Origin of the sequence: Pseudomonas sp. MYb327, assembly GCF_040438925.1 — a bacterium.
In the GTDB taxonomy this organism is placed as follows: Bacteria; Pseudomonadota; Gammaproteobacteria; order Pseudomonadales; family Pseudomonadaceae; genus Aquipseudomonas.
Genome location: NZ_CP159258.1, coordinates 3,307,278 through 3,327,036 on the forward strand (window position 1 = coordinate 3,307,278; position 19,759 = coordinate 3,327,036).

At 58.0% G+C, this 19,759-nt stretch carries 17 protein-coding genes and 1 pseudogene; 9 read left to right on the top strand and 9 right to left on the bottom strand.

Features of this window, described 5'->3' with window-relative positions:
• Positions 1-109 precede the first annotated feature (109 nt).
• The 3 genes from prpC to ABVN21_RS14845 all read right to left on the bottom strand — a co-directional run bounded on the left by prpC (position 110) and on the right by ABVN21_RS14845 (position 2,972).
• Positions 110-1,237, bottom strand: a complete 1,128-nt coding sequence (prpC, locus tag ABVN21_RS14835) for a 2-methylcitrate synthase (RefSeq protein WP_339552894.1) — start codon at positions 1,235-1,237, stop codon at positions 110-112.
• 131 nt (positions 1,238-1,368) lie between these two features.
• Positions 1,369-2,259 carry a methylisocitrate lyase gene (gene prpB, locus ABVN21_RS14840; RefSeq protein WP_053157387.1) on the bottom strand — a complete coding sequence of 297 codons (891 nt, stop codon included), beginning with the start codon at positions 2,257-2,259 and terminating at the stop codon, positions 1,369-1,371.
• Positions 2,256-2,972 (bottom strand): GntR family transcriptional regulator, encoded by a 717-nt coding sequence (locus tag ABVN21_RS14845; protein ID WP_339552914.1) that lies wholly within the window; start codon positions 2,970-2,972, stop codon positions 2,256-2,258. The genes prpB and ABVN21_RS14845 overlap by 4 nt, the downstream gene beginning before the upstream one ends.
• A gap of 395 nt (positions 2,973-3,367) precedes the next feature.
• Here ABVN21_RS14845 and ABVN21_RS14850 point away from each other — a divergent pair, with 395 nt between their 5' ends.
• From ABVN21_RS14850 to pabB, 4 genes are all read left to right on the top strand, one after another.
• Positions 3,368-3,904, top strand: coding sequence for an ATP-dependent zinc protease (locus ABVN21_RS14850; RefSeq protein ID WP_339552893.1), 537 nt, complete (start codon positions 3,368-3,370; stop codon positions 3,902-3,904).
• 5 nt (positions 3,905-3,909) lie between these two features.
• Positions 3,910-5,445, top strand: a complete 1,536-nt coding sequence (locus ABVN21_RS14855; RefSeq protein WP_339552892.1) for an inactive transglutaminase family protein — start codon at positions 3,910-3,912, stop codon at positions 5,443-5,445.
• Positions 5,445-6,431, top strand: coding sequence for an alpha-L-glutamate ligase-like protein (locus ABVN21_RS14860; protein WP_339552891.1), 987 nt, complete (start codon positions 5,445-5,447; stop codon positions 6,429-6,431). The genes ABVN21_RS14855 and ABVN21_RS14860 overlap by 1 nt, the downstream gene beginning before the upstream one ends.
• A gap of 200 nt (positions 6,432-6,631) precedes the next feature.
• Positions 6,632-7,969 (top strand): aminodeoxychorismate synthase component I, encoded by a 1,338-nt coding sequence (pabB, locus tag ABVN21_RS14865; protein ID WP_339552890.1) that lies wholly within the window; start codon positions 6,632-6,634, stop codon positions 7,967-7,969.
• Positions 7,970-8,012: 43 nt separating this feature from the next.
• Here pabB and thrH read toward each other — a convergent pair whose 3' ends face one another.
• Positions 8,013-8,630 (bottom strand): bifunctional phosphoserine phosphatase/homoserine phosphotransferase ThrH, encoded by a 618-nt coding sequence (gene thrH / locus ABVN21_RS14870; protein ID WP_339552889.1) that lies wholly within the window; start codon positions 8,628-8,630, stop codon positions 8,013-8,015.
• A gap of 163 nt (positions 8,631-8,793) precedes the next feature.
• Here thrH and ABVN21_RS14875 point away from each other — a divergent pair, with 163 nt between their 5' ends.
• Positions 8,794-9,534: a phosphoadenylyl-sulfate reductase gene (locus ABVN21_RS14875; RefSeq protein ID WP_339552888.1), complete on the top strand. Its 741-nt coding sequence runs from the start codon at positions 8,794-8,796 to the stop codon at positions 9,532-9,534.
• A 189-nt stretch (positions 9,535-9,723) separates the two neighbouring features.
• Here ABVN21_RS14875 and ABVN21_RS14880 read toward each other — a convergent pair whose 3' ends face one another.
• The 3 genes and pseudogenes from ABVN21_RS14880 to ABVN21_RS14890 all read right to left on the bottom strand — a co-directional run bounded on the left by ABVN21_RS14880 (position 9,724) and on the right by ABVN21_RS14890 (position 13,218).
• Complete coding sequence (locus tag ABVN21_RS14880) at positions 9,724-10,647, bottom strand: LysR family transcriptional regulator (protein ID WP_339552887.1); 924 nt, start codon at positions 10,645-10,647, stop codon at positions 9,724-9,726.
• 725 nt (positions 10,648-11,372) lie between these two features.
• The gene (gene panC, locus ABVN21_RS14885; protein WP_339552885.1) at positions 11,373-12,230 is read right to left on the bottom strand and encodes a pantoate--beta-alanine ligase; all 858 of its coding nucleotides are present in this window, start codon (positions 12,228-12,230) and stop codon (positions 11,373-11,375) included.
• Between the two features lie 11 nt (positions 12,231-12,241).
• Positions 12,242-13,218: pseudogene (locus ABVN21_RS14890) on the bottom strand (NADPH:quinone oxidoreductase family protein).
• 84 nt (positions 13,219-13,302) lie between these two features.
• Between ABVN21_RS14890 and ABVN21_RS14895 the strand changes: the two are divergent.
• From ABVN21_RS14895 to ABVN21_RS14910, 4 genes are all read left to right on the top strand, one after another.
• Positions 13,303-14,079 carry an enoyl-CoA hydratase-related protein gene (locus ABVN21_RS14895; protein ID WP_339552883.1) on the top strand — a complete coding sequence of 259 codons (777 nt, stop codon included), beginning with the start codon at positions 13,303-13,305 and terminating at the stop codon, positions 14,077-14,079.
• 255 nt (positions 14,080-14,334) lie between these two features.
• The gene (locus tag ABVN21_RS14900) at positions 14,335-14,502 is read left to right on the top strand and encodes a rubredoxin (RefSeq protein ID WP_353637247.1); all 168 of its coding nucleotides are present in this window, start codon (positions 14,335-14,337) and stop codon (positions 14,500-14,502) included.
• Between the two features lie 110 nt (positions 14,503-14,612).
• Positions 14,613-16,262, top strand: a complete 1,650-nt coding sequence (locus ABVN21_RS14905) for a GMC family oxidoreductase N-terminal domain-containing protein (RefSeq protein ID WP_339552880.1) — start codon at positions 14,613-14,615, stop codon at positions 16,260-16,262.
• A 45-nt stretch (positions 16,263-16,307) separates the two neighbouring features.
• Positions 16,308-17,798: an aldehyde dehydrogenase family protein gene (locus ABVN21_RS14910; protein ID WP_339552879.1), complete on the top strand. Its 1,491-nt coding sequence runs from the start codon at positions 16,308-16,310 to the stop codon at positions 17,796-17,798.
• 65 nt (positions 17,799-17,863) lie between these two features.
• Here ABVN21_RS14910 and ABVN21_RS14915 read toward each other — a convergent pair whose 3' ends face one another.
• Both ABVN21_RS14915 and ABVN21_RS14920 read right to left on the bottom strand, forming a co-directional pair.
• Entirely contained in the window at positions 17,864-19,063 is a 1,200-nt protein-coding gene (locus tag ABVN21_RS14915) for a CoA transferase (RefSeq protein ID WP_339552877.1), read from the bottom strand.
• A 72-nt stretch (positions 19,064-19,135) separates the two neighbouring features.
• Positions 19,136-19,747, bottom strand: coding sequence for a TetR/AcrR family transcriptional regulator (locus ABVN21_RS14920; RefSeq protein WP_339552876.1), 612 nt, complete (start codon positions 19,745-19,747; stop codon positions 19,136-19,138).
• Positions 19,748-19,759 lie beyond the last annotated feature (12 nt).

A 19,759-nucleotide genomic window follows, 5' to 3' on the forward strand; every position in this document is an offset into this window, starting at 1 on the left:
GCGGTAGGTCAATCAACAGAGATGTCGAATGACAAACCGCCTTCGCTGGCAAGCCAGCTCCTACAGGGTCACCAGTTCATTCAGTGACCTGTGCAGGCATTCCCACCATTCAGCGTTGTTCGATTGGCACGAACTTGCGCTGTTCGACGCCGGTGTATTCGGCGCTCGGGCGGATGATGCGGTTGTTGGCACGTTGTTCGTACACGTGGGCGGCCCAGCCGGTCAGGCGCGAGCAGACGAAGATCGGTGTGAACAACTTGGTCGGAATACCCATGAAGTGGTACGCCGAGGCATGGTAGAAGTCGGCGTTCGGGAACAGTTTTTTCTGCTCCCACATGGTCTTGTCGATGGCTTCGGAAACCGGGAACAACACCTTGTCGCCCACTTCGTCAGCGAGTTTTTTCGACCAGCCTTTGATCACCTCGTTGCGCGGATCGTTGTCCTTATAGATCGCGTGGCCAAAGCCCATGATCTTGTCCTTGCGCTCCAGCATGCCGAGCGTGCCTTTGATCGCATCTTCCGGCGACGAGAAGCGTTCGATCATTTCCATCGCTGCTTCGTTGGCGCCACCGTGCAGCGGACCGCGCAGCGAACCGATGGCCGCGGTGATGCAGGAATAAAGGTCGGACAGGGTCGACGCGCAAACACGTGCGGTGAAAGTCGAGGCGTTGAACTCGTGCTCCGCGTAGAGGATCAGCGAAACGTTCATCACTTTGACGTGCAACTCGCTTGGTTTCTTGCCGTGCAGCAGGTGCAGGAAGTGGCCGCCGATGGACTGCTCGTCGCTCACGCACTCGATGCGCTTGCCTTCGTGGCTGAAGCGATACCAGTAGGTCATGATCGCCGGGAATGCAGCCAGCAGACGGTCGGTCTTGTCGTGCTGCTCGGAGAAGTTGTTCTCTGGCTCAAGGTTACCCAGGAACGAGCAGCCAGTGCGCATCACGTCCATCGGGTGGGCGTCGGCGGGGATGCGTTCCAGCACTTCTTTCAGCGCTTGCGGCAGGTCACGCAGCTTGCTCAGCTTGGTGACATAGGCGTTCAGTTGCGCCTTGCTCGGCAGTTCGCCGTACAGCAGCAGGTAGGCAACTTCTTCGAACTGTGCGTCCGCCGCCAGTTCACGTACGTCATAACCACGATAGGTCAGACCGGCGCCCGACTGGCCCACGGTGGACAGTGCGGTTTGCCCGGCTACCTGGCCACGGAGCCCGGCGCCACTGAGTACTTTTGCTTCGGCCATTTCTGCCTCCAGTTTTTCTTGAATTTGTTAGGAAATTGGCAAATTTACATGGATCGCGATGCAGGTCCTGACACCACGGTGTGTCAGGGATCCCTCGTTATCGTTAACGACCATCGCGAGCAAGCTTGCTCCTACTTCTTCGCCGCAAACAACGCATCGAGCTTCTGCTCGAAGGTGTGGTAGTCGATGCGATCGTAAAGCTCCATGCGAGTCTGCATGGTGTCGATGACATTCGCCTGCGTGCCATCGCGACGCAGCGCGTTGTAGACGTTTTCCGCCGCCTTGTTCATGGCGCGGAAAGCCGACAGCGGGTACAGCACCAGCGATACATCGGCACCGGCCAGTTGCTCGGTGGTGTACAGCGGAGTTGCGCCGAATTCGGTGATGTTGGCCAGGATCGGCGCTTTCACGCGGCTGGCAAACAGCTTGTACATGTCCAGTTCAGTGATGGCTTCAGGGAAGATCATGTCGGCACCAGCCTCGATGCACGCTGCTGCGCGATCCAGGGCAGACTCCAGACCTTCCACCGCCAGGGCGTCGGTACGGGCCATGATGACGAAGCTGTCATCGGTGCGGGCATCGACTGCAGCCTTGATGCGGTCGACCATTTCCTGCTGGGTCACGATTTCCTTGTTAGGACGGTGACCGCAACGCTTGGCGCCGACCTGGTCTTCGATGTGAATCGCCGCCGCGCCGAACTTGATCATCGACTTTACGGTACGGGCCACGTTAAAGGCCGACGAACCGAAACCGGTGTCCACGTCCACCAGCAGCGGCAGGTCGCACACGTCGGTGATGCGGCGCACGTCGGTCAGCACGTCATCCAGGCCGGTGATGCCCAGGTCCGGCAGGCCGAGGGAGCCGGCAGCTACTCCGCCACCCGACAGGTAGATCGCCTTGAAACCGGCGCGCTTGGCCAGCAGCGCGTGGTTGGCATTGATCGCGCCAACCACTTGCAATGGATGCTCGCTGGCGACCGCATCGCGGAAACGCTGGCCTGGAGTGCTCTTGTTCAAACTCATGACTCACCTCGTTTGGCTGTCGGGTTGGCGCCGTCCTGGTAATGACGGGCGATATTGCGTTTGGAAGCGCCGATGTGGCGGCGCATCAACAACTCGGCCAGTTCACCGTCACGGTCGGCGATGGCATCGAGAATTCGGTGGTGCTCTGCGAACGCCTGGTGGGGGCGATTGGGCGTGCTGGCGAATTTCATCCGGTACATGCGCACCAATTGATACAACTCGCCGCAGAGCATTTGGGTCAGCGTACGGTTGCCGCTGCCCTGGATGATTCGGTAATGGAAGTCGAAATCGCCTTCCTGCTGGTAATAGCCTCGGCCGGCCTGGAACGCTTCATCGCGCTCGTGGGTTTCAAGGACGCGGCGCAGTTCATCGATCTCTTCGACGGTCATGCGCTCGGCAGCCAGACGACAGGCCATGCCTTCAAGGGATTCGCGGATTTCGTAGAGCTCGATCAACTCGGCATGGTCGAGCGACACCACCCGCGCCCCGACGTGCGGCACGCGCACCAGCAGGCGCTGGCCTTCCAGACGGTGGATGGCTTCGCGCAGCGGTCCACGGCTGATGCCGTAGGTCCGGGCCAGCTCCGGCTCGGAGATTTTGCTGCCGGGGGCGATATCACCCTTGACGATGGCCGCCTGAATGCGTCGGAAGACGTTTTCGGAAAGTGTTTCCGAGTCATCCTGAACGAGGAGTGGGGGATCCAATTGATCCAACATATTGTCGACACCTTGAAAGCTAGTGCGGCAAAAACTAACCAAAACCGCCGCATGAGTCAAAGGATAATTAGATATTGTCGACAATCGTCTAATAACCATAATCTTTGTAGGAGCCGGCTTGCTGGCGATGGCGCAGGGTCAGTCAATGAATTGGGCGGCTGGGTAGACGCTATCGCCAGCGAGCCGGCTCCGACGGAGACCTATCTGCCTCAGGCGCTCCTCATAGCAGCCGGCCAGCGCTGGCGCCATAAAACCACCGTGCTAGAATGCCGCCCGCATTTGTTTGTCACATCTGCACGGCTTGTCATAAATAACTGATAGGCCTACGAGGGAGCTTGCGCAGCGATGCCAGGGCCTTGAACCGAAATACGCACCGCTGCGCACCAGGATTTATGAGACTCAAGCCCTTCCCCACACTCCTTTCTTGTCTTTGCCTGCCCGTTTTTGCAGTGGCGGGGGAAAAGACCGTGTACGGCCTCAATGAGTACGCATCCCTGGGCGGCATCGATCTGGAAGTGGCCGCCAAACTCGACACCGGCGCCAAAACCGCATCCCTGAGCGCCCGTGACATCAAGCGCTTCAAACGCAATGGCGAATCCTGGGTACGTTTCTACCTGGCCATCGACGCCGCCCATTCGCATCCGATCGATCGACCGCTGGCCCGCGTCAGCAAGATCAAGCGCCGGGCCGGTGACTACGATCCGGAAGAGGGCAAGAAGTACACCGCCCGTCCGGTGATCGAACTGGATATCTGCATGGGTTCGGCTTTACGCAGCATCGAAGTGAACCTGACCGACCGAAGCGCGTTCCAATATCCGCTTTTGATCGGCTCCGAAGCGCTCAAGCGCTTCGATGCGCTGGTCGACCCCAGTCTTAAATACGCTGCCGGCAAACCCGCCTGCGCCACCGACGCTCATACCGCAGAGTAATTTCAATGCGCTCTCTTACCCTTCATCTGAAAATGCTGATCGCCATCCTCGTGGTGCTGGGCATTTCAGTCACGGCCTATCAGATTTTCGTGCTGGGCATTCCCGTGACCGAGGACGCCACCGACGACTTGTGGAACATCGACGCCAAAGTCGAGTTCGTCGCCAGTGCCAAAGACCCGGTCAAGATCCAGATGTTCGTGCCACCGCTGAGCCGAGACTACGTCAGCCTCAACGAAAGCTTCATTTCCAACAATTACGGCGTAGCGGTGAACCGGGTAGACGGCAACCGCAAGGTCACCTGGTCGGCACGTCGGGCCAAGGGCAACCAGACACTTTATTACCGCCTGGTGCTGACCAAGCGCTACAGCGCGGAAAAAGCCAAGGTCAAAGGCCCGACCTTCCGTGACAGTATCGCCATCGAAGGCCCGGAGAAAATCGCCGCCGAAGCTTTGCTCGCGCCAATCCGCCAGCATTCGGCCGACGTCGAGACCTTCATTGGCGAAGCGATCAAACGTGTCAACAATCTCAACGATGACAACGTGAAACTGCTGCTCGCGGGTGATCCGTCCACCGTGCAGAAAGCCAGGATTGTCGAACTGGTACTGGCCATCGCCCACGTACCGGTGGAAAAAGTCCACACCATCCGCCTGGTGGCCGATCAGCCGCAAACTCCTGAACTCTGGCTGCGCAGCTTCAACGGCACGGACTGGCTGTACTTCAACCCGGAAACCGGCGAACAGGGCCTGCCGACCGACCGCCTGCTGTGGTGGACCGGCGACGAAAACCTGATCACCGTCGATGGCGGCAAGAAAGCCACTGTCACTTTCAGCATGAATAACAGCGAAATGAACGCCATTCGCCTGGCCAAGCTGACCGACGAAAACACCGACGCCAACTTCCTCGAATACTCGCTGTACGGTTTACCGCTGCAAACCCAGCAGACCTTCATGATCATGGTGATGATCCCGATCGGCGTGCTGGTGATCCTGATCCTGCGCAACCTGATCGGCCTGCAGACCCTGGGTACCTTTACCCCGGTGCTGATCGCCCTGGCCTTCCGCGAAACCCAGCTCGGCTTCGGCATCGTGTTGTTTACGATCATCACAGCATTGGGGCTGTCGTTGCGCTCCTACCTTGAACACTTGAAGTTGCAAATGCTGCCGAGGTTGTCGGTGGTGCTGACCTTCGTGGTGGTATTGATCGCGGCCATTAGCCTGTTCAGCCACAAGCTCGGCCTGGAGCGCGGGTTGTCGGTGGCGCTGTTCCCGATGGTCATCCTGACCATGACCATCGAACGCCTGTCGATCACCTGGGAAGAACGCGGCGCCAGCCACGCCATGAAAGTAGCGATCGGTACCTTGTTTGCCGCTTCCCTGGCGCACCTGATCATGAGCGTGCCGGAACTGGTTTACTTCGTATTCACCTTCCCGGCGATCCTGCTGATCCTGGTGGGCTTCATGCTGGCGATGGGGCGCTATCGCGGTTATCGCCTGACCGAACTGGTGCGTTTCAAGGCTTTCCTGAAAAAGGCTGACGCTTGATGTTCGGCTTCTGGAAGACCTGGAAGGCCCTGGAAGCCCGGGGCATCATGGGGATCAATCGGCGCAACGCGGACTACGTGCTCAAGTACAACAAGCGCAGCCTGTACCCGATCGTTGATGACAAGATCCTCACCAAGGAGCGCGCCATCGCCGCCGGCATTCATGTGCCGGAACTGTATGGGGTGATTTCCACGGAGAAGGAAATCGACAAGCTCGACGAGATTATCGGCGGGCGCAACGACTTCGTGATCAAACCGGCACAGGGCGCCGGGGGCGACGGCATTATTGTCGTGGCCGACCGCTTCGAGGGTCGCTATCGCACGGTGTCCGGCAAAATCATCGCCCACGAAGAGATCGAGCATCATATTTCCAGCATCCTCACCGGCCTGTATTCGCTCGGCGGACACCGCGACCGCGCGCTGATCGAATATCGCGTGATCCCCGACCAGATCTTCAAGAGCATCAGCTACGAAGGCGTGCCGGACATCCGCATCATCGTACTGATGGGCTACCCGGTGATGGCCATGCTGCGCCTGCCGACGCGTCAGTCCGGCGGCAAGGCCAACCTGCACCAGGGCGCCATCGGCGTCGGTGTCGACCTCGCCACCGGCCTGACCCTGCGCGGCACCTGGCTGAACAACATCATCACCAAGCACCCGGACACCACCAACGCGGTGGACGGCGTGCAACTGCCCTACTGGGATGGTTTCATGAAACTCGCCGCCGGCTGCTATGAGCTGTGCGGGCTGGGTTACATCGGTGTCGACATGGTGCTGGACCAGGAAAAAGGCCCGTTGATTCTGGAGCTCAATGCCCGGCCGGGGTTGAATATCCAGATCGCCAACGATTGCGGGCTGACACTGCGCACCCATGCGGTCGAGGCGCGCCTGGAAGAATTGAAGGCGCGCGGCGTGACCGAAACCGTCGAAGAGCGTGTGGCGTTTGTTCAGGAGATGTTTGGGCATATTCCGCCGGTTGAGGGTTGATCCGAGACCAAGGTGCTGCCATCGCTGGCAAGCCAGCTCCTACAGGATATGCACAATTTTGCAGGAGCTGGCTTGCCAGCGATGGCGTTCTCATTGCCACCGAAGCCCCCAACCTGCCAATCCCCGACTTCCCCTCTAGGACCAAATCCCGCAGGGGACTACAATCGCCACCCCGCCTCGATGGCTGATCCAACCCGCCCATGCTGACCTGTTCCGTACACCCGCTACCCTATCGCGCCAACCCTGCCGAGTACTTCGCGGCCATTCGTCATGCCCCCGGCGCCGTGCTGCTCGACAGTGGCCGCCCCAGCGCCCAGCGCGGGCGGTTTGATCTGCTCAGCGCCTGGCCGCTGGAACAACTGACGGTTGCGCCTGACGAAAGTGGCGGCGATTTCCTGCAACGCCTTCGCGATAACCTGACGCGACTCGGTGAAGCGACTGTTCCCGTTGAGCTGCCGTTTGCCGGCGGTTTGATCGGCTATCTGAGCTACGACTTCGGCCGTCACCTGGAAAAACTGCCGAGTCAGGCGCAAGACGACTTGCAATTGCCGGACGCACGTTTCGGCCTGTACGACTGGGCACTGATCAGCGATCACCACCAGGCCACCAGCCAATTGGTGTTTCACCCGACGCTGATCGACAGCGAGCGTCAGCGCCTGATCCAATTGTTTAGCCAGCCTGCACTGGAAACGGTCGAGCCTTTCAAACTGCAAGCGCCGATGGCTGCTGACCTGAGTGCTGACGAGTATCGCCACGCGATCAAGTGCATTCAGCAATACATCCAGGCCGGTGACTGCTATCAGGTCAACTTTGCCCAGCGTTTCCGCGCTGAGTGCAAAGGTGATCCGTGGACCGCCTACATCGCGTTGCGAGCCGCATGCCCGACACCGTTTTCCGGGTTCCAGAGTTTGCCCGATGGCGACGCGGTGCTGAGTTTGTCGCCGGAACGCTTCATCAAAGTCAGCGAACGGCATGTGGAAACCCGGCCGATCAAAGGCACTCGCCCCCGTGGTTTGAGCACCGCCGAAGATGCCGCCAACGCCGCCGAACTGCTGGCCAGTCCCAAGGATCGTGCGGAAAACCTGATGATTGTCGACCTGCTGCGCAACGACCTTGGTCGCACTTGCCGCACCGGTTCGGTTCGGGTGCCGGAGCTGTTCAGCCTGGAAAGTTATCCGAACGTGCATCACCTGGTGAGCAGCGTGACCGGCGAACTGGCGGATAATCGGGATGCACTGGACCTGATCGCCGGCAGCTTTCCGGGCGGCTCGATTACCGGCGCGCCGAAGATTCGCGCGATGCAGATCATCGATGAACTGGAGCCGACCCGACGCGGGTTGTATTGCGGCTCGTTGTTATATCTGGACGTGCGCGGTGAGATGGACAGCTCCATCGCCATTCGAAGCTTGCTGGTCAAGGATGGACAGGTGTGTTGCTGGGGTGGCGGCGGAATCGTCGCGGATTCCGAGTGGCAGGCCGAGTATCAGGAATCGATCACCAAGGTGAAGGTGCTTCTCGATACTTTGCAGAGCCTTTAGCCTTTAGTGGCGAGGGAGCAAGCTCCCTCGCCACAGATCGGATTTACAAACTCAAAGCCCGATTCGAAGCCTTGATGAACTCCTGCTTCAGCGCTTCAAACGTGTGCACCGCCGGGAATTGCGGGAATTCGCGGATCACGTTGTCCGGCGCGTGGAACAGAATCCCCGCATCCGCCTCGCCCAGCATCGTGGTGTCGTTGTAGGAATCCCCCGCCGCAATCACCCGGTAGTAGAGGCTCTTGAAGGCCAATACCGACTGACGCTTGGGATCTTTCTGACGCAATTGATAGCTCGTCACCCGCCCGGCATCGTCGGTAATCAGACGATGGCAAAGCAAGGTTGGGAAGCCCAGCTGACGCATCAGTGGCTGGGAAAACTCATAGAAGGTGTCCGACAGAATCACCACCTGGAAGCGCTCACGCAGCCAGTTGACGAACTCGATGGCACCGTCCAGCGGCTTGAGCGTGGCAATCACTTCCTGGATATCGGCGAGTTTCAGGCCATGCTCGTCGAGGATTCGCAGGCGCTGCTTCATCAACACGTCGTAGTCGGGAATGTCCCGGGTGGTGGCCCTGAGGGATTCAATCCCGGTTTTTTCGGCGAAGGCGATCCAGATTTCCGGGACCAGCACACCTTCAAGATCCAGACAGGCAATTTCCACGAGACACTCCCATTGGTATTGTTTATTGAGTCAAGCGAGCCCGAACTCTAGCGACTCCTCCCCCACCGCGCAACGCATCGGACGCCCCGGCCGGCGCAGCTTTTTGTTACCATCAGCCCCATATAGAGCGCCCAGCGCCACCGACCTGTAGGAAGCCGCCCTGATGAGCCCAACGTTCGACGTCGTGGAACTCGCCACGACCTATGCCAAAAAATCCGCCCAAGACATTCTCAAACTCGCCTTTGCCGAGTTCGGCGATGACCTGTGGATCTCTTTCAGCGGCGCCGAGGATGTGGTGCTGGTGGACATGGCCTGGAAGCTGAACAAGAACGTAAAAGTGTTCAGCCTAGACACCGGCCGTTTGCATCCCGAGACCTACCGCTTCATCGATCAGGTGCGCGAGCACTACAAGATCGATATCGAACTGGTGTCGCCGGACTACACCAGGCTCGAACCATTCGTGAAGGAAAAAGGCCTGTTCAGCTTCTATAAGGACGGTCACGGCGAATGCTGCGGCATCCGCAAGATCGAACCACTGCGCCGCAAACTCTCAGGTGTAAAAGCCTGGGCCACCGGCCAGCGCCGCGACCAGAGTCCGGGCACTCGCAGCGCCGTCGCGGTGATGGAAATCGACACCGCGTTTTCGACCCCGGAACGCACCCTTTACAAATTCAACCCGCTGGCACAAATGACCAGCGAAGAGATTTGGGGCTACATCCGTATGCTGGAGCTGCCGTACAACAGCCTGCATGAGCGCGGCTTTATCAGCATCGGCTGCGAACCGTGCACCCGCCCGGTCCTGCCGAACCAGCACGAGCGTGAAGGTCGCTGGTGGTGGGAAGAAGCCACGCAGAAAGAATGCGGGCTGCATGCGGGGAATATCATCAGCAAGTCCAAAGCCTGATTCCACGCCTGGCGATATCCCCTGTTGGTTCCCGCTCGCTGGCGATAGCGATCTTCCTGCCACTAACGTGGGTGACCCGACCATCGCTATCGCCAGCAAGCCGGCTCCTACAAGGGATTTGTGAACGACGTAAATCCCCTGTGGGAGCTAGCCTGCTAGCGATGGCAACACCTCGGTCCCAAGCCAGCGTCAAACCGCACTGAACCGCTGCCCCAATCCCTGCTCCGCAAACTGCCCAATAATAAAATCCACAAACGCCCGGGTCTTGCCCGGCAACAGTTTGTGTTCAGCGTAATAGATAGAAATATTGCCATCGTCGACATACCAGTCCGGCAACACCCGCTGCAACGTCCCCGCCTCCAGGTAATCCACCGCGAACGGCATGCTCACCAAAGCGATGCCCAAGCCCTGCTCCGCCGTAGCACAAGCCGCGTCGGAATCGCTCATGGTCATTCGCGCCTTCAGCGTTAACGGACTGTGTTGCTGAGTGCGACTGGTCAACTGCCAGGAACGCACGCGACCGGTCTGCGGTGAACGGATCAGGATTCCATCGTGAAGCTTGAGATCGTCAGGCTCGGCGATGGCGCCGCGCGTGGCCAGATAATCGGCGGAGGCTACGAGCACCCGATGCGCCGGCGTCAGCTTGCGGGCCACCACGCCTTGAGGCAGGTCGAATCCGCCACCAATCGCCGCATCGAATCCCTGGCCGATCAGATCGACCTGACGATTATCGAAATGCCAGTCCGGACTGATCGCCGGATATCGCCGCAAAAACTCGCCGAGCAACGGCACCACATACAAACGCCCGAATACCGTGCCCATGCTGACCTTCAACGTTCCCGCCGGACGTCCTTCGGCGCTGGCGAGGTTGGCCACGGCATTCTGGATGGTGTGCAAACTGGCACTGACTTCACCAAGAAACAGCTGACCGGCCTCCGTGAGCGCCAGGCTGCGGGTGCTGCGCTGGAACAGCCGTACACCCAAACGTGCTTCGAGTTTGGCCACGCTTTTACCCACCGCCGCCGGGGTCAGGCTCAAGCGCCGCGCTGCTTCAGCAAAACTGCCGACCTCGGCACTGCGCACAAAGCATTCGATACTGCTGAAGGTCTCCATAAGCTCCACTATAAACTTTTGGTTTACACAGACTATCGCAACTACGGTCTACACAGCCTTCAGTGGTCATTAGAAAATAAAATGAAGTCATTAGATCTTAAAATGGAAACTGCCAAAGAGTGGTTACGCGAAATGCTGCATGCCCCTATGTCGAAATAGTTAACTATCTGGGCACTGACTAATTAGGAAGTGGCTTGACTGACCGAGCCGAGGTCAGGTCAAGCCGGTAGAGATAAATGGATGAAGGCAATGAACGACTGTAAAGTACTAGGACTACGATCAGAGTAGATCTACAGCTAGCGATCAGAGAAACGCCCAGGAGATCTTCTCCCCGCCAGTCATCCAAATGGATAAAAGGCGCGCCGTGGCATTCATGATCGAAACTGACAAACTATTGATCAAACTGCGCAGCGCCCCTTGGTAAGCGTCGGCATGTGCTCTGCCAAGAACGCAAACTGACATGAGTTTTCACTACGATTGGAATTCTTTTCATTAAGGATGGAATCAGTCAGCCATCTAATGCAAACGTTAATGGCCTGGATGCGCGCCGTGTGTGAAGGGCTTTATGTCGAGATGTCGGGCCAGCGCTAGAAGACTTTCTGCGGTGCGGCATTGCACAGCCGCACTGCGAGGTGCACCTCCAGCTTAGCGACCCTCTGGGCTCCACCGTTGATGCTCAAGATTAGGGGGCGTTTGCGAGTTGCCGGCAACGGCGCGGCAGTCCGTTACAACTCACTTACGTTGACCACAACATTATCAATAAGCCGAGTCTTCCCTAGACGCGCCGCGACGAGAATTACCAGATGGCCGGACGTTTCCGACGTAAGGCTCAAATCATGCGCGTTCCTTATTTCCAGATACTCCAACTGAAACCCAGAGGAGGTTATGCGCTTACATTGCTCATCCAGCAGTTGTTCAATGTCCGGACTTCCGCGCTGTAAAGACAGGGCAACGTCCTTGAGGCATCGATAAAGGATCGGAGCAGCGGCACGCTCCTGCTCATTGAGGTATCCATTACGGGACGAAAGCGCCAATCCATCAGAGGCCCGGACGGTAGGCGCACCCAAAATTGCGATCGGGATGTTCAAATTTCTAACCATCGCACGGATCACAGCCAACTGCTGATAATCCTTTTCTCCAAAGACGGCTATGTCTGGCTGGACGACGTTGAACATTTTACTGACGATCGTCGCCATTCCATTGAAATGTCCCGGCCGAGCTGCACCACAAAGACCGTCTGATACTCTCGGAACGCTGACAATTGGTTGGGCCTCAAACCCCTCGGGGTACATCTCAGCCACATCGGGTAAAAACAGCAAATCACAGCCAGCGTCCTTTAACTTGGACTGGTCGGCCTCTGGCGTCCGAGGATACTTTTCCAAATCCTCTGAAGGCCCGAATTGAAGAGGATTCACAAAGATAGTCGCCACTACGAAATCGGCATGTTGTTTAGCTACATCTATCAGTGCGATGTGGCCCTCATGCAAGTTGCCCATCGTAGCGACGAGCGCGATTTTTTTGTTTTCGCTCCGTGCGCGGGCCACAATTTTGCGAAGCGCTATAACCGTTTCCACAATAACCATCAGCAACTCCCCTAACGTATCTTAACCACAAGCTTGCCCACCGCCTTGCGCATGCGTAGCGCTTCGAGCGCATCGCCTGCGCTAGCCAATGCGTAGCACTGTGAAACCAATGGACGCAGCTTGCCTTCAGCGTGCCAGGCAAACAGCTTTCGATAGTTGGCCTGGTTTTCTTGCGGCTGGTGCTGGGTGAAAGCCCCCCAGAACACGCCCAGGACCGCCGCGCCCTTGAGCAAAGTGAGGTTGACCGGCAATTGTGGAATGCGCCCGCTGGCAAAACCGATCACTAACAAGCGGCCATTCCAGGCAATAGCTCGTATCGCTTGATCGAACAAATCGCCCCCACCGGATCGAAGATCACATCGGCACCACGGCCTTCGGTCAGCGCATTGACCTGCTCTTTGAGGCTGCCCTTTCCATAACAGATCAGCTCGTGGGCCCCTGCTGTCCGGGTAACTTCAAGTTTCTGCTTACTGCTGGCGGCCGCAATGACATGTGCCCCCATCGCCCAGCCGATCTCCACGGCAGCAAGGCCCACACCACCAGAAGCGCCCAGCACCAACAAAGTTTCGCCCTTTTGCAGCCTGGCACGCTGACACAGGGCATGCATCGACGTGCCATAGGTCACACCGAACCCTGCTGCGCCGGCAAAGTCCATGCTGGCCGGCATTGACATTACCTGTTTTGCCTGTACCACGACCTGCTCGGCGAAACTGCCCCAGCCGGTCAATGCCATGACTTTGTCACCCGGGTGAAGATGACTAACGCCGGCCCCCACCGCGGCCACTACACCAGCTGCCTCGCCTCCCGGGGCAAAGGGAAATGGCGGCTTGATCTGGTACTTGCCTTCAATCAGCAAGGTATCGGGAAAGTTAACGCCGGCCATGTGCACATCTATTAGAACTTCGTCGCTCCCGGGTACAGGGCTCGCGATATCTTCCAGAACCAGGCTGTCGGCGGTGCCGAATGCTTTGCACAGCAGCGCTTTCATAAGTATTCCATGTCGGTGTGGGTACTAGCCAGACAATAACTGTCATACCATCAGTTATACCCACCTACGACACTGGAAGCAATCATGACCGAAGAAGTCATCTATCAGCACCTGAATGGCGGTATTGCGCTGATCACACTCAATCGTCCGAATAAGCGCAATGCTATCAACGTCAGCGCTTCACAAACCCTCGCCCGCTTGGTCGAAGAGACTGAAGCCAACCCTGACATCCGCGTCGTGGTCCTGACAGGTACCGGGCCTCTGGCGTTTTGCGCAGGTGCCGACCTCGACGACATCGCCGCCGGTATCGGCGAACAGATCGCCGTCAACCAATCCGGCATGTGTGGCCTGATTCATGCCGAGCGACGCAAACCCTGGATTGCTGCCGTTCGTGGCGCGGCACTTGGCGGTGGTACTGAGCTGGCGCTGGCCTGTGACCTGATCATTGCGGGCAACAATGCCAACTTCACCTTGCCCGAGGTCAAGCGCGGGTTGATCGCCGGCGCTGGCGGTATCTATCGACTGATCCGGCGCATTGCACCGGCCGTTGCGATGGAGTTGCTATTGACCGGCAATCGACTTGAAGCCGAACGCGCAAAAGCACTCGGCCTGATCAACCAGTCAGTGGACGATGAACTCGTGCTGGAGGCTGCCCTTCAACTGGCACGGCAAATCGCTGCCAATGCACCACTGGCCGTTCAGGAGACTCTGATGGTAGCGCGCCAGGCACTGGCACTCGGAGAGTCGCAATTACGCCTTGATGTCGAAGCCGCGGGTTTGAGGTTACAGGCATCTGAGGATGTGCAGATTGGCGTGCGTGCATTTCATGAAAAACGTACGCCCGAATGGAAAGGCAGATAGTCATCGGTGGCACAGCGGCAAAGGGCTTCCACCACGCAACAACTGACTACATGATAGTTATTCAGAAATCCAGGCCCCTTCGGATTGCCCCGGAGAAATAGCATTGGCGTCATTGGCAACCCATAAAAACCAAAGTTATATTACTCAAAAGTAACGCATGAGAATCATCCCTCCTTTCACTCAAGGTGAAAAACTGACCAACAGTCAATACCACTTGTTCCGGCACGCCCAAAACATAACAAGAGGCTGATGGAAATGAAGAAATGGCAGTGCTTCTTCTGTGGCTTTACCTACGACGAAAACCTGGGCTTACCTGAGGAAGGCATCTTGCCCGGGACGTTCTGGCACGACATCCCCGAGACGTGGGTCTGCCCGGAGTGCGGAGCGGCCAAGCAAGATTTCGCGATGATCGAAGCAAGCTGACCGGCTCATGTCAGCCATAACCCTCACCGATTACCGACCCCGGCACCTGAGCCCGGTGGTCTGCCAGCGCCCAAACAGCAGAACAATAAAACGACCCCTGGGACAGCAAAATGAATGAGCAATACGACTACATCATAGTGGGAGCCGGCTCCGCAGGCTGCGTCTTGGCGAATCGCCTCTCGTCCCGGCACTCCGTGTCCGTACTGCTGATTGAAAGCGGCCCGGATGACACCAACGCATTGATTGCCATGCCCCGCGGCATAGGCAAATTGCTGACTCCGGGTAACCCGCATGTCTGGGATTACAAGGTTTCGCGAGCCCCCCAACAAGCTGAAGACATCTGGCTCAAAGGTCGCGCCATCGGTGGATCGAGCTCCATCAATGGCATGGTCTATGTGCGTGGTGCACCCGAAGACTATGACGCGTGGGAAGCCGCCGGTTGCACCGGTTGGGGCTGGGACAACATGGGACGGCATTTCGTCGAGCTCGAGGACCATGCACTGGGGGCCGCACCAGAGCGAGGTATCGGAGGGCCGCTCAAGATTTCAGTTCAATCTTCAGGCGACCCACTGTGCGAAGCCGTGCTGACTGCGGGCGTGCAAGCGGGAACACCTCGAGTGGATGATATCAACCTGGCCAACACCGCCGGGCCTGGCGGGCTGGGTTACCAAACCCAGAACATCTGGCATGGCCAGCGCTACAGTGCCGCGAAAGCCTTTCTTGATCCAGTGCGCAACCGCCCGAACCTGGACGTCCTGACACTGACCGATGTCCTGTGGATCAACTTTGAAGACAGGCGTGCAACCAGTGTGACTGTGCGTGACAGCCGGGGTGAACGCGCGATAGACGCGGGTAAGGAGATCATCGTCTGCGCCGGTGCCATTCAGTCGCCCAAATTGCTGCAGCTCTCCGGCATAGGGCCTGCCGCGCTGCTCGAGTCCCATGGCATTGCCGTGGTCAAGGATGCTCCCCAAGTGGGTCGTAACTTGCGCGAGCACTTCTTCCTTGCCATGCAGTACCGCGTGAAAAGCCACAGCCTGAATCATCGTTTTTTCGGCTTGGGCCTGCTGCGCTCCGTGTGGCAGTACTACACCGGCAGAAAAGGTCCGCTCACCCATAGCGCACATGAAATTGGCGGTTTCGTCAAAACCCGCCCCGAGCTCGACCGTCCCGACGCACAAATCGGTATTAGCCTGTACTCGCTGACTTACGGAGAAGATGAAGTCGTACCCGAAAAGCAACCCGGACTGACCTTGGGCGGCTATTTCATGCGCCCGCAAAGCCAGGGTGAGGTGTCGATTCGCTCTGCCAACCCCGATGTGCCGCCCTACATCTGCGCCAACTATCTGCAATCGGCAACCGATCGTGCGGCCGCCATTTCCATGTACCGCTGGATCCGCCAGCTTGCCTCACAACCGGCCTTGGCCCCCTATCTCGTCGGCGCGACTACACCGAGTGCCGATGCCCAAAGCGAGGAAGAAATCCTGGAAGCCTTCAAACAGTGGGGAGGCACCGCCTTCCACGTGTCCGGCACCTGCCGCATGGGCAGCGATACCGAATCAGTATTGGACCCAAGCCTGAAGGTTCGTGGGGTATCGGGGCTCAGGGTGGTGGACACATCGATCATGCCAGCATTGATCTCAGGCAATACCAACGCCCCTGCCATGGCTATCGCTTTGCGCGCCGCCGAAATCATCGCCGCGGAACTGGCCAATCCGCAAACCGCGACATCGGGGCACCTTACCGGGGTCGCAAACTGAATACAGCCGCCTTCCATTGCACAACAAATAGAAAGGATGACTGCAATGCCGACGCCCTTCACCGACATAAAAAAATTTTACATCGACGGCCAATGGGTTTCCCCTTCCGAGGGCTATGAAACCATTTGCAATCCAGCGACCGAGGAAATCATTGGCCAAGCCCCTCTAGGCGGCAAACCGGAAGTCGATCTTGCCATTGCGGCTGCCCGCAACGCTTTCGATAACGGCCCCTGGCCTGCCATGCAGATGCCCGAGCGCATTGAGGCCATAAAGCGTTTTCGTGCGTCCATTATCAGCCGTCAGGACCTGATCAAGCAGCTGCTGATCGAAGAAGTCGGGGCCGTGCACATGCTGATGAACAGTGCCCAGTTCAACGGTGCTATCGAAGCCATCGACTACGCGATCGCGCTGGCGCAAAAGATCGAACCTGAACCGATCGCGATAGAGTCAAAGCCCAACCCTTTCGACCCTTCAGCACCTGACTTGCTGGGGGCCGGCGTCACTCTGTTCGAACCTTACGGCGTAGTAGTGGGTATCACCCCGTATAATTACCCTTTTCTGCTCAACATCGTAAAAGCCGTACCGGCGTTGCTCACAGGGAACACGGTGGTGATCAAACCCTCGCAATTCACGCCTTTCTCCGGCTTGCTGCTGGCCGAAATCATCATCGAAGCGCAACTACCCAACGGCGTACTGAGTGTTGTTACCGGCGGCCCCGAAGTCGGGGCGATGCTGACCGAAGATCCGCGCGTTGACCTCATCAGCTTTACCGGCTCCGATACCGTCGGCTCGGTCATTTTGCGTCAGTCGGCCAGCACCCTGAAGAAGGTTCACCTGGAACTGGGCGGTAAATCGGCAATGATCGTCAGACATGACGCCGATGTGGTCAAAGCCGCGAGCCTGGCAGCCTTCAGTATTTCGCTACACGCCGGCCAGGGTTGCGCCCTGCTCACCCGCTTTCTGGTGCACAACTCCATTCGACCGGCATTCGCCGAGACCATGAAAGCGGTTCTAGCCCAGTTGAAGATCGGCGATCCACAAGATCCCAACGTGATCGTCGGTCCACTGATTCGCGAAAGTGCCCGCGCCAAGACCGAATACTATGTACAACTGGGGTTGGAGAGCGGCGCAACCCTGATCGCCGGTGGCAAGCGACCAGCCCATATTGATAAAGGCTTTTTCTACGAGCCGACCGTTTTTGACAACGTGGACAATGCATCTCGACTGGCGCAAGAGGAAGTCTTCGGGCCAATCGGCGTGATCATCGGTTTCGACACCGATGAACAGGCGATACACATAGCTAACGATTCAAAATTTGGTCTCAGTGGTGCCGTGATGTCATCTGATCGCTCTGCTGCGTTTCGCATTGCGCAAAAACTAAGATCAGGCGGAGTTGCCATCAACGGTGGTACCGGAGACCTTTACGTCAAGGCCCCCTTTGGTGGCTACAAACACTCGGGTATCGGACGGGAATTCGGCCCGCACTGGCTCAAAGAGTATCTGCTGGAAAAGGCCATTACCTATCCGATCGGTTAATAGCCCGAATTCGCCTGCCCCCGCACCACGCTTAGCGCGTCGATGCGGGGCATTCACATCGTTCGCTAGCGAATGGCGCCTGAATCGCGCAAAGCCCTCAACTGGGCATCGGTCAAACCGATCTCGCGTAGCACTTCATCGGTGTGTTCACCAAATCCAGGGCCAGCCATGAGTCTTCCAATCGGTTGCTCATCGAATTGCGCCGGCGATACACCCACCTGGTACTGGCTGTGTTCGTCGATATCTACCGAACTGATGAAGCCATTTTCCAACGCCTGTGGATCGGCCAGTACTTCAGCGGGGCTCTGAATCGGGGACCAGACACCTTCCAACGTCTTGAAGCGCTCGCACCACTCTGCGTAATTACGGGTAGCGAACACTTCGTTGAGTTCGCCCACCAGTGCGCGCGAGTTGGCATGCCGTGAAGCCGCATCCTTGAAGCGCGGATCGCTGAGCAGCGCCGGCCGTTCGATATGAGCGACAAAATCCGGCCACCACTTCTCCATCAACAGGCAGATAGTCAACCAGCGGCCGTCGCGTGTGCGGTAATTGTTGGCCAAGGCGAACGAACTGTCTTTCTGCCTCTCGATGGGAATAGTCGGTACGCCAATACTGGTAGCCAGCAGAGACTGTGACATCAAATACGTACCGACCATGTACAGCGCGTTATCGACCACTGCACCCTTGCCGGTGCGCTCGCGGCGAAACAGGGCTGCGGCAATGGCCCCTGCCAGGGTGACGCCCCCGGTAAGGTCGCCGATGGAGCCGGGTTGTTTGGGTGGTGGTTCATCCGGCAACGTCTGGTTGAACGCCGCACCGGCGCGGCACCAAGCCGTGGGGTAGTCGAACCCGCCATCGTTGGCCATGGCACCGTGCAAACCGTAGCCAGTACCGCGTGCGTAGATCAAACGCGGATTGCGCTTGAGCAAATCCTGCGGCTCGATACCCAGCTTTGCCCGCGCATCGGCACGCAAGTTGGTGAGGAACACATCGGCACCCTCGATCAATCGATACAACTGCTCTCGACCCGCCTCCTGGGTCAGGTCCAAGGCGATGCCGCGTTTACCGCGGTTGCCGGTTTCAAAGAATGGATTGACCCGCCCGTCCGCGCCCGGCAGACGCATATGCCGCGAAGCGTCTCCACCCTGAGCGCGCTCAACCTTGATGACATCCGCGCCCCAGTCCGCCAGCACCATCGCTGCAGCTGGCACATAGGTGTGTTCCGCAACTTCGATTACGCGTACACCGTTCATGACATCGTACATAGCCCCTCCCGTTGGTAGCTGACACTCATGATCACGTATGCCCCCCCGGCAGTGCCAAGACGCGGAGGCGATTCACCGCGGACGCGGTGCGTAGCCCGCAAGAAAAAAGCGCACGATTTCTCTTAAGTGAGGTTCCACCTGCTCTTGCGCCAGCTGCACCCCCATTAGTCGTTCATGGGTGCGGCCCGCAAGGGTCAAAAAGATAATCGCGGCGTCGAGTGTGTTCGACATTTGCACCACACCTTTTGCGTTGAGTTGGTCGAGCCAGCCTGTCAACTGCGCCATGAAACCGCTCATGACCTCTTCACGGAAATTGATAATCAGCTGAGGAAATCTGACGCTCTCATGCGCACCTAACCGAGACATGGCCATGACACGCGGGGTACCGAGTTTGTCGTAAAACAGCAGGGCCAACTCGTAGAGCAATTGCGCGACTGGCCGATCAACCAGCAAAAAACTTAAATCGAGTTCGAAATCCCTGGAGATGTGCTCGAGCACAGCCTCAAACAACAACTCCTTGCTGGGAAAACGCCTATACAGTGCCGGCTTTGTTGTCTTCCCGGCCTCCGCGATACGACCGAGATTGGCATCGGTGTAGCCGAACTCCAGAAATTCGTCGGCGGCTGCCTGGAGCAGCGCCTCGTCCAATTCACGACGAGGCCGCCCCTTGGGTTTTACTGACATGAAAGTCCTTCC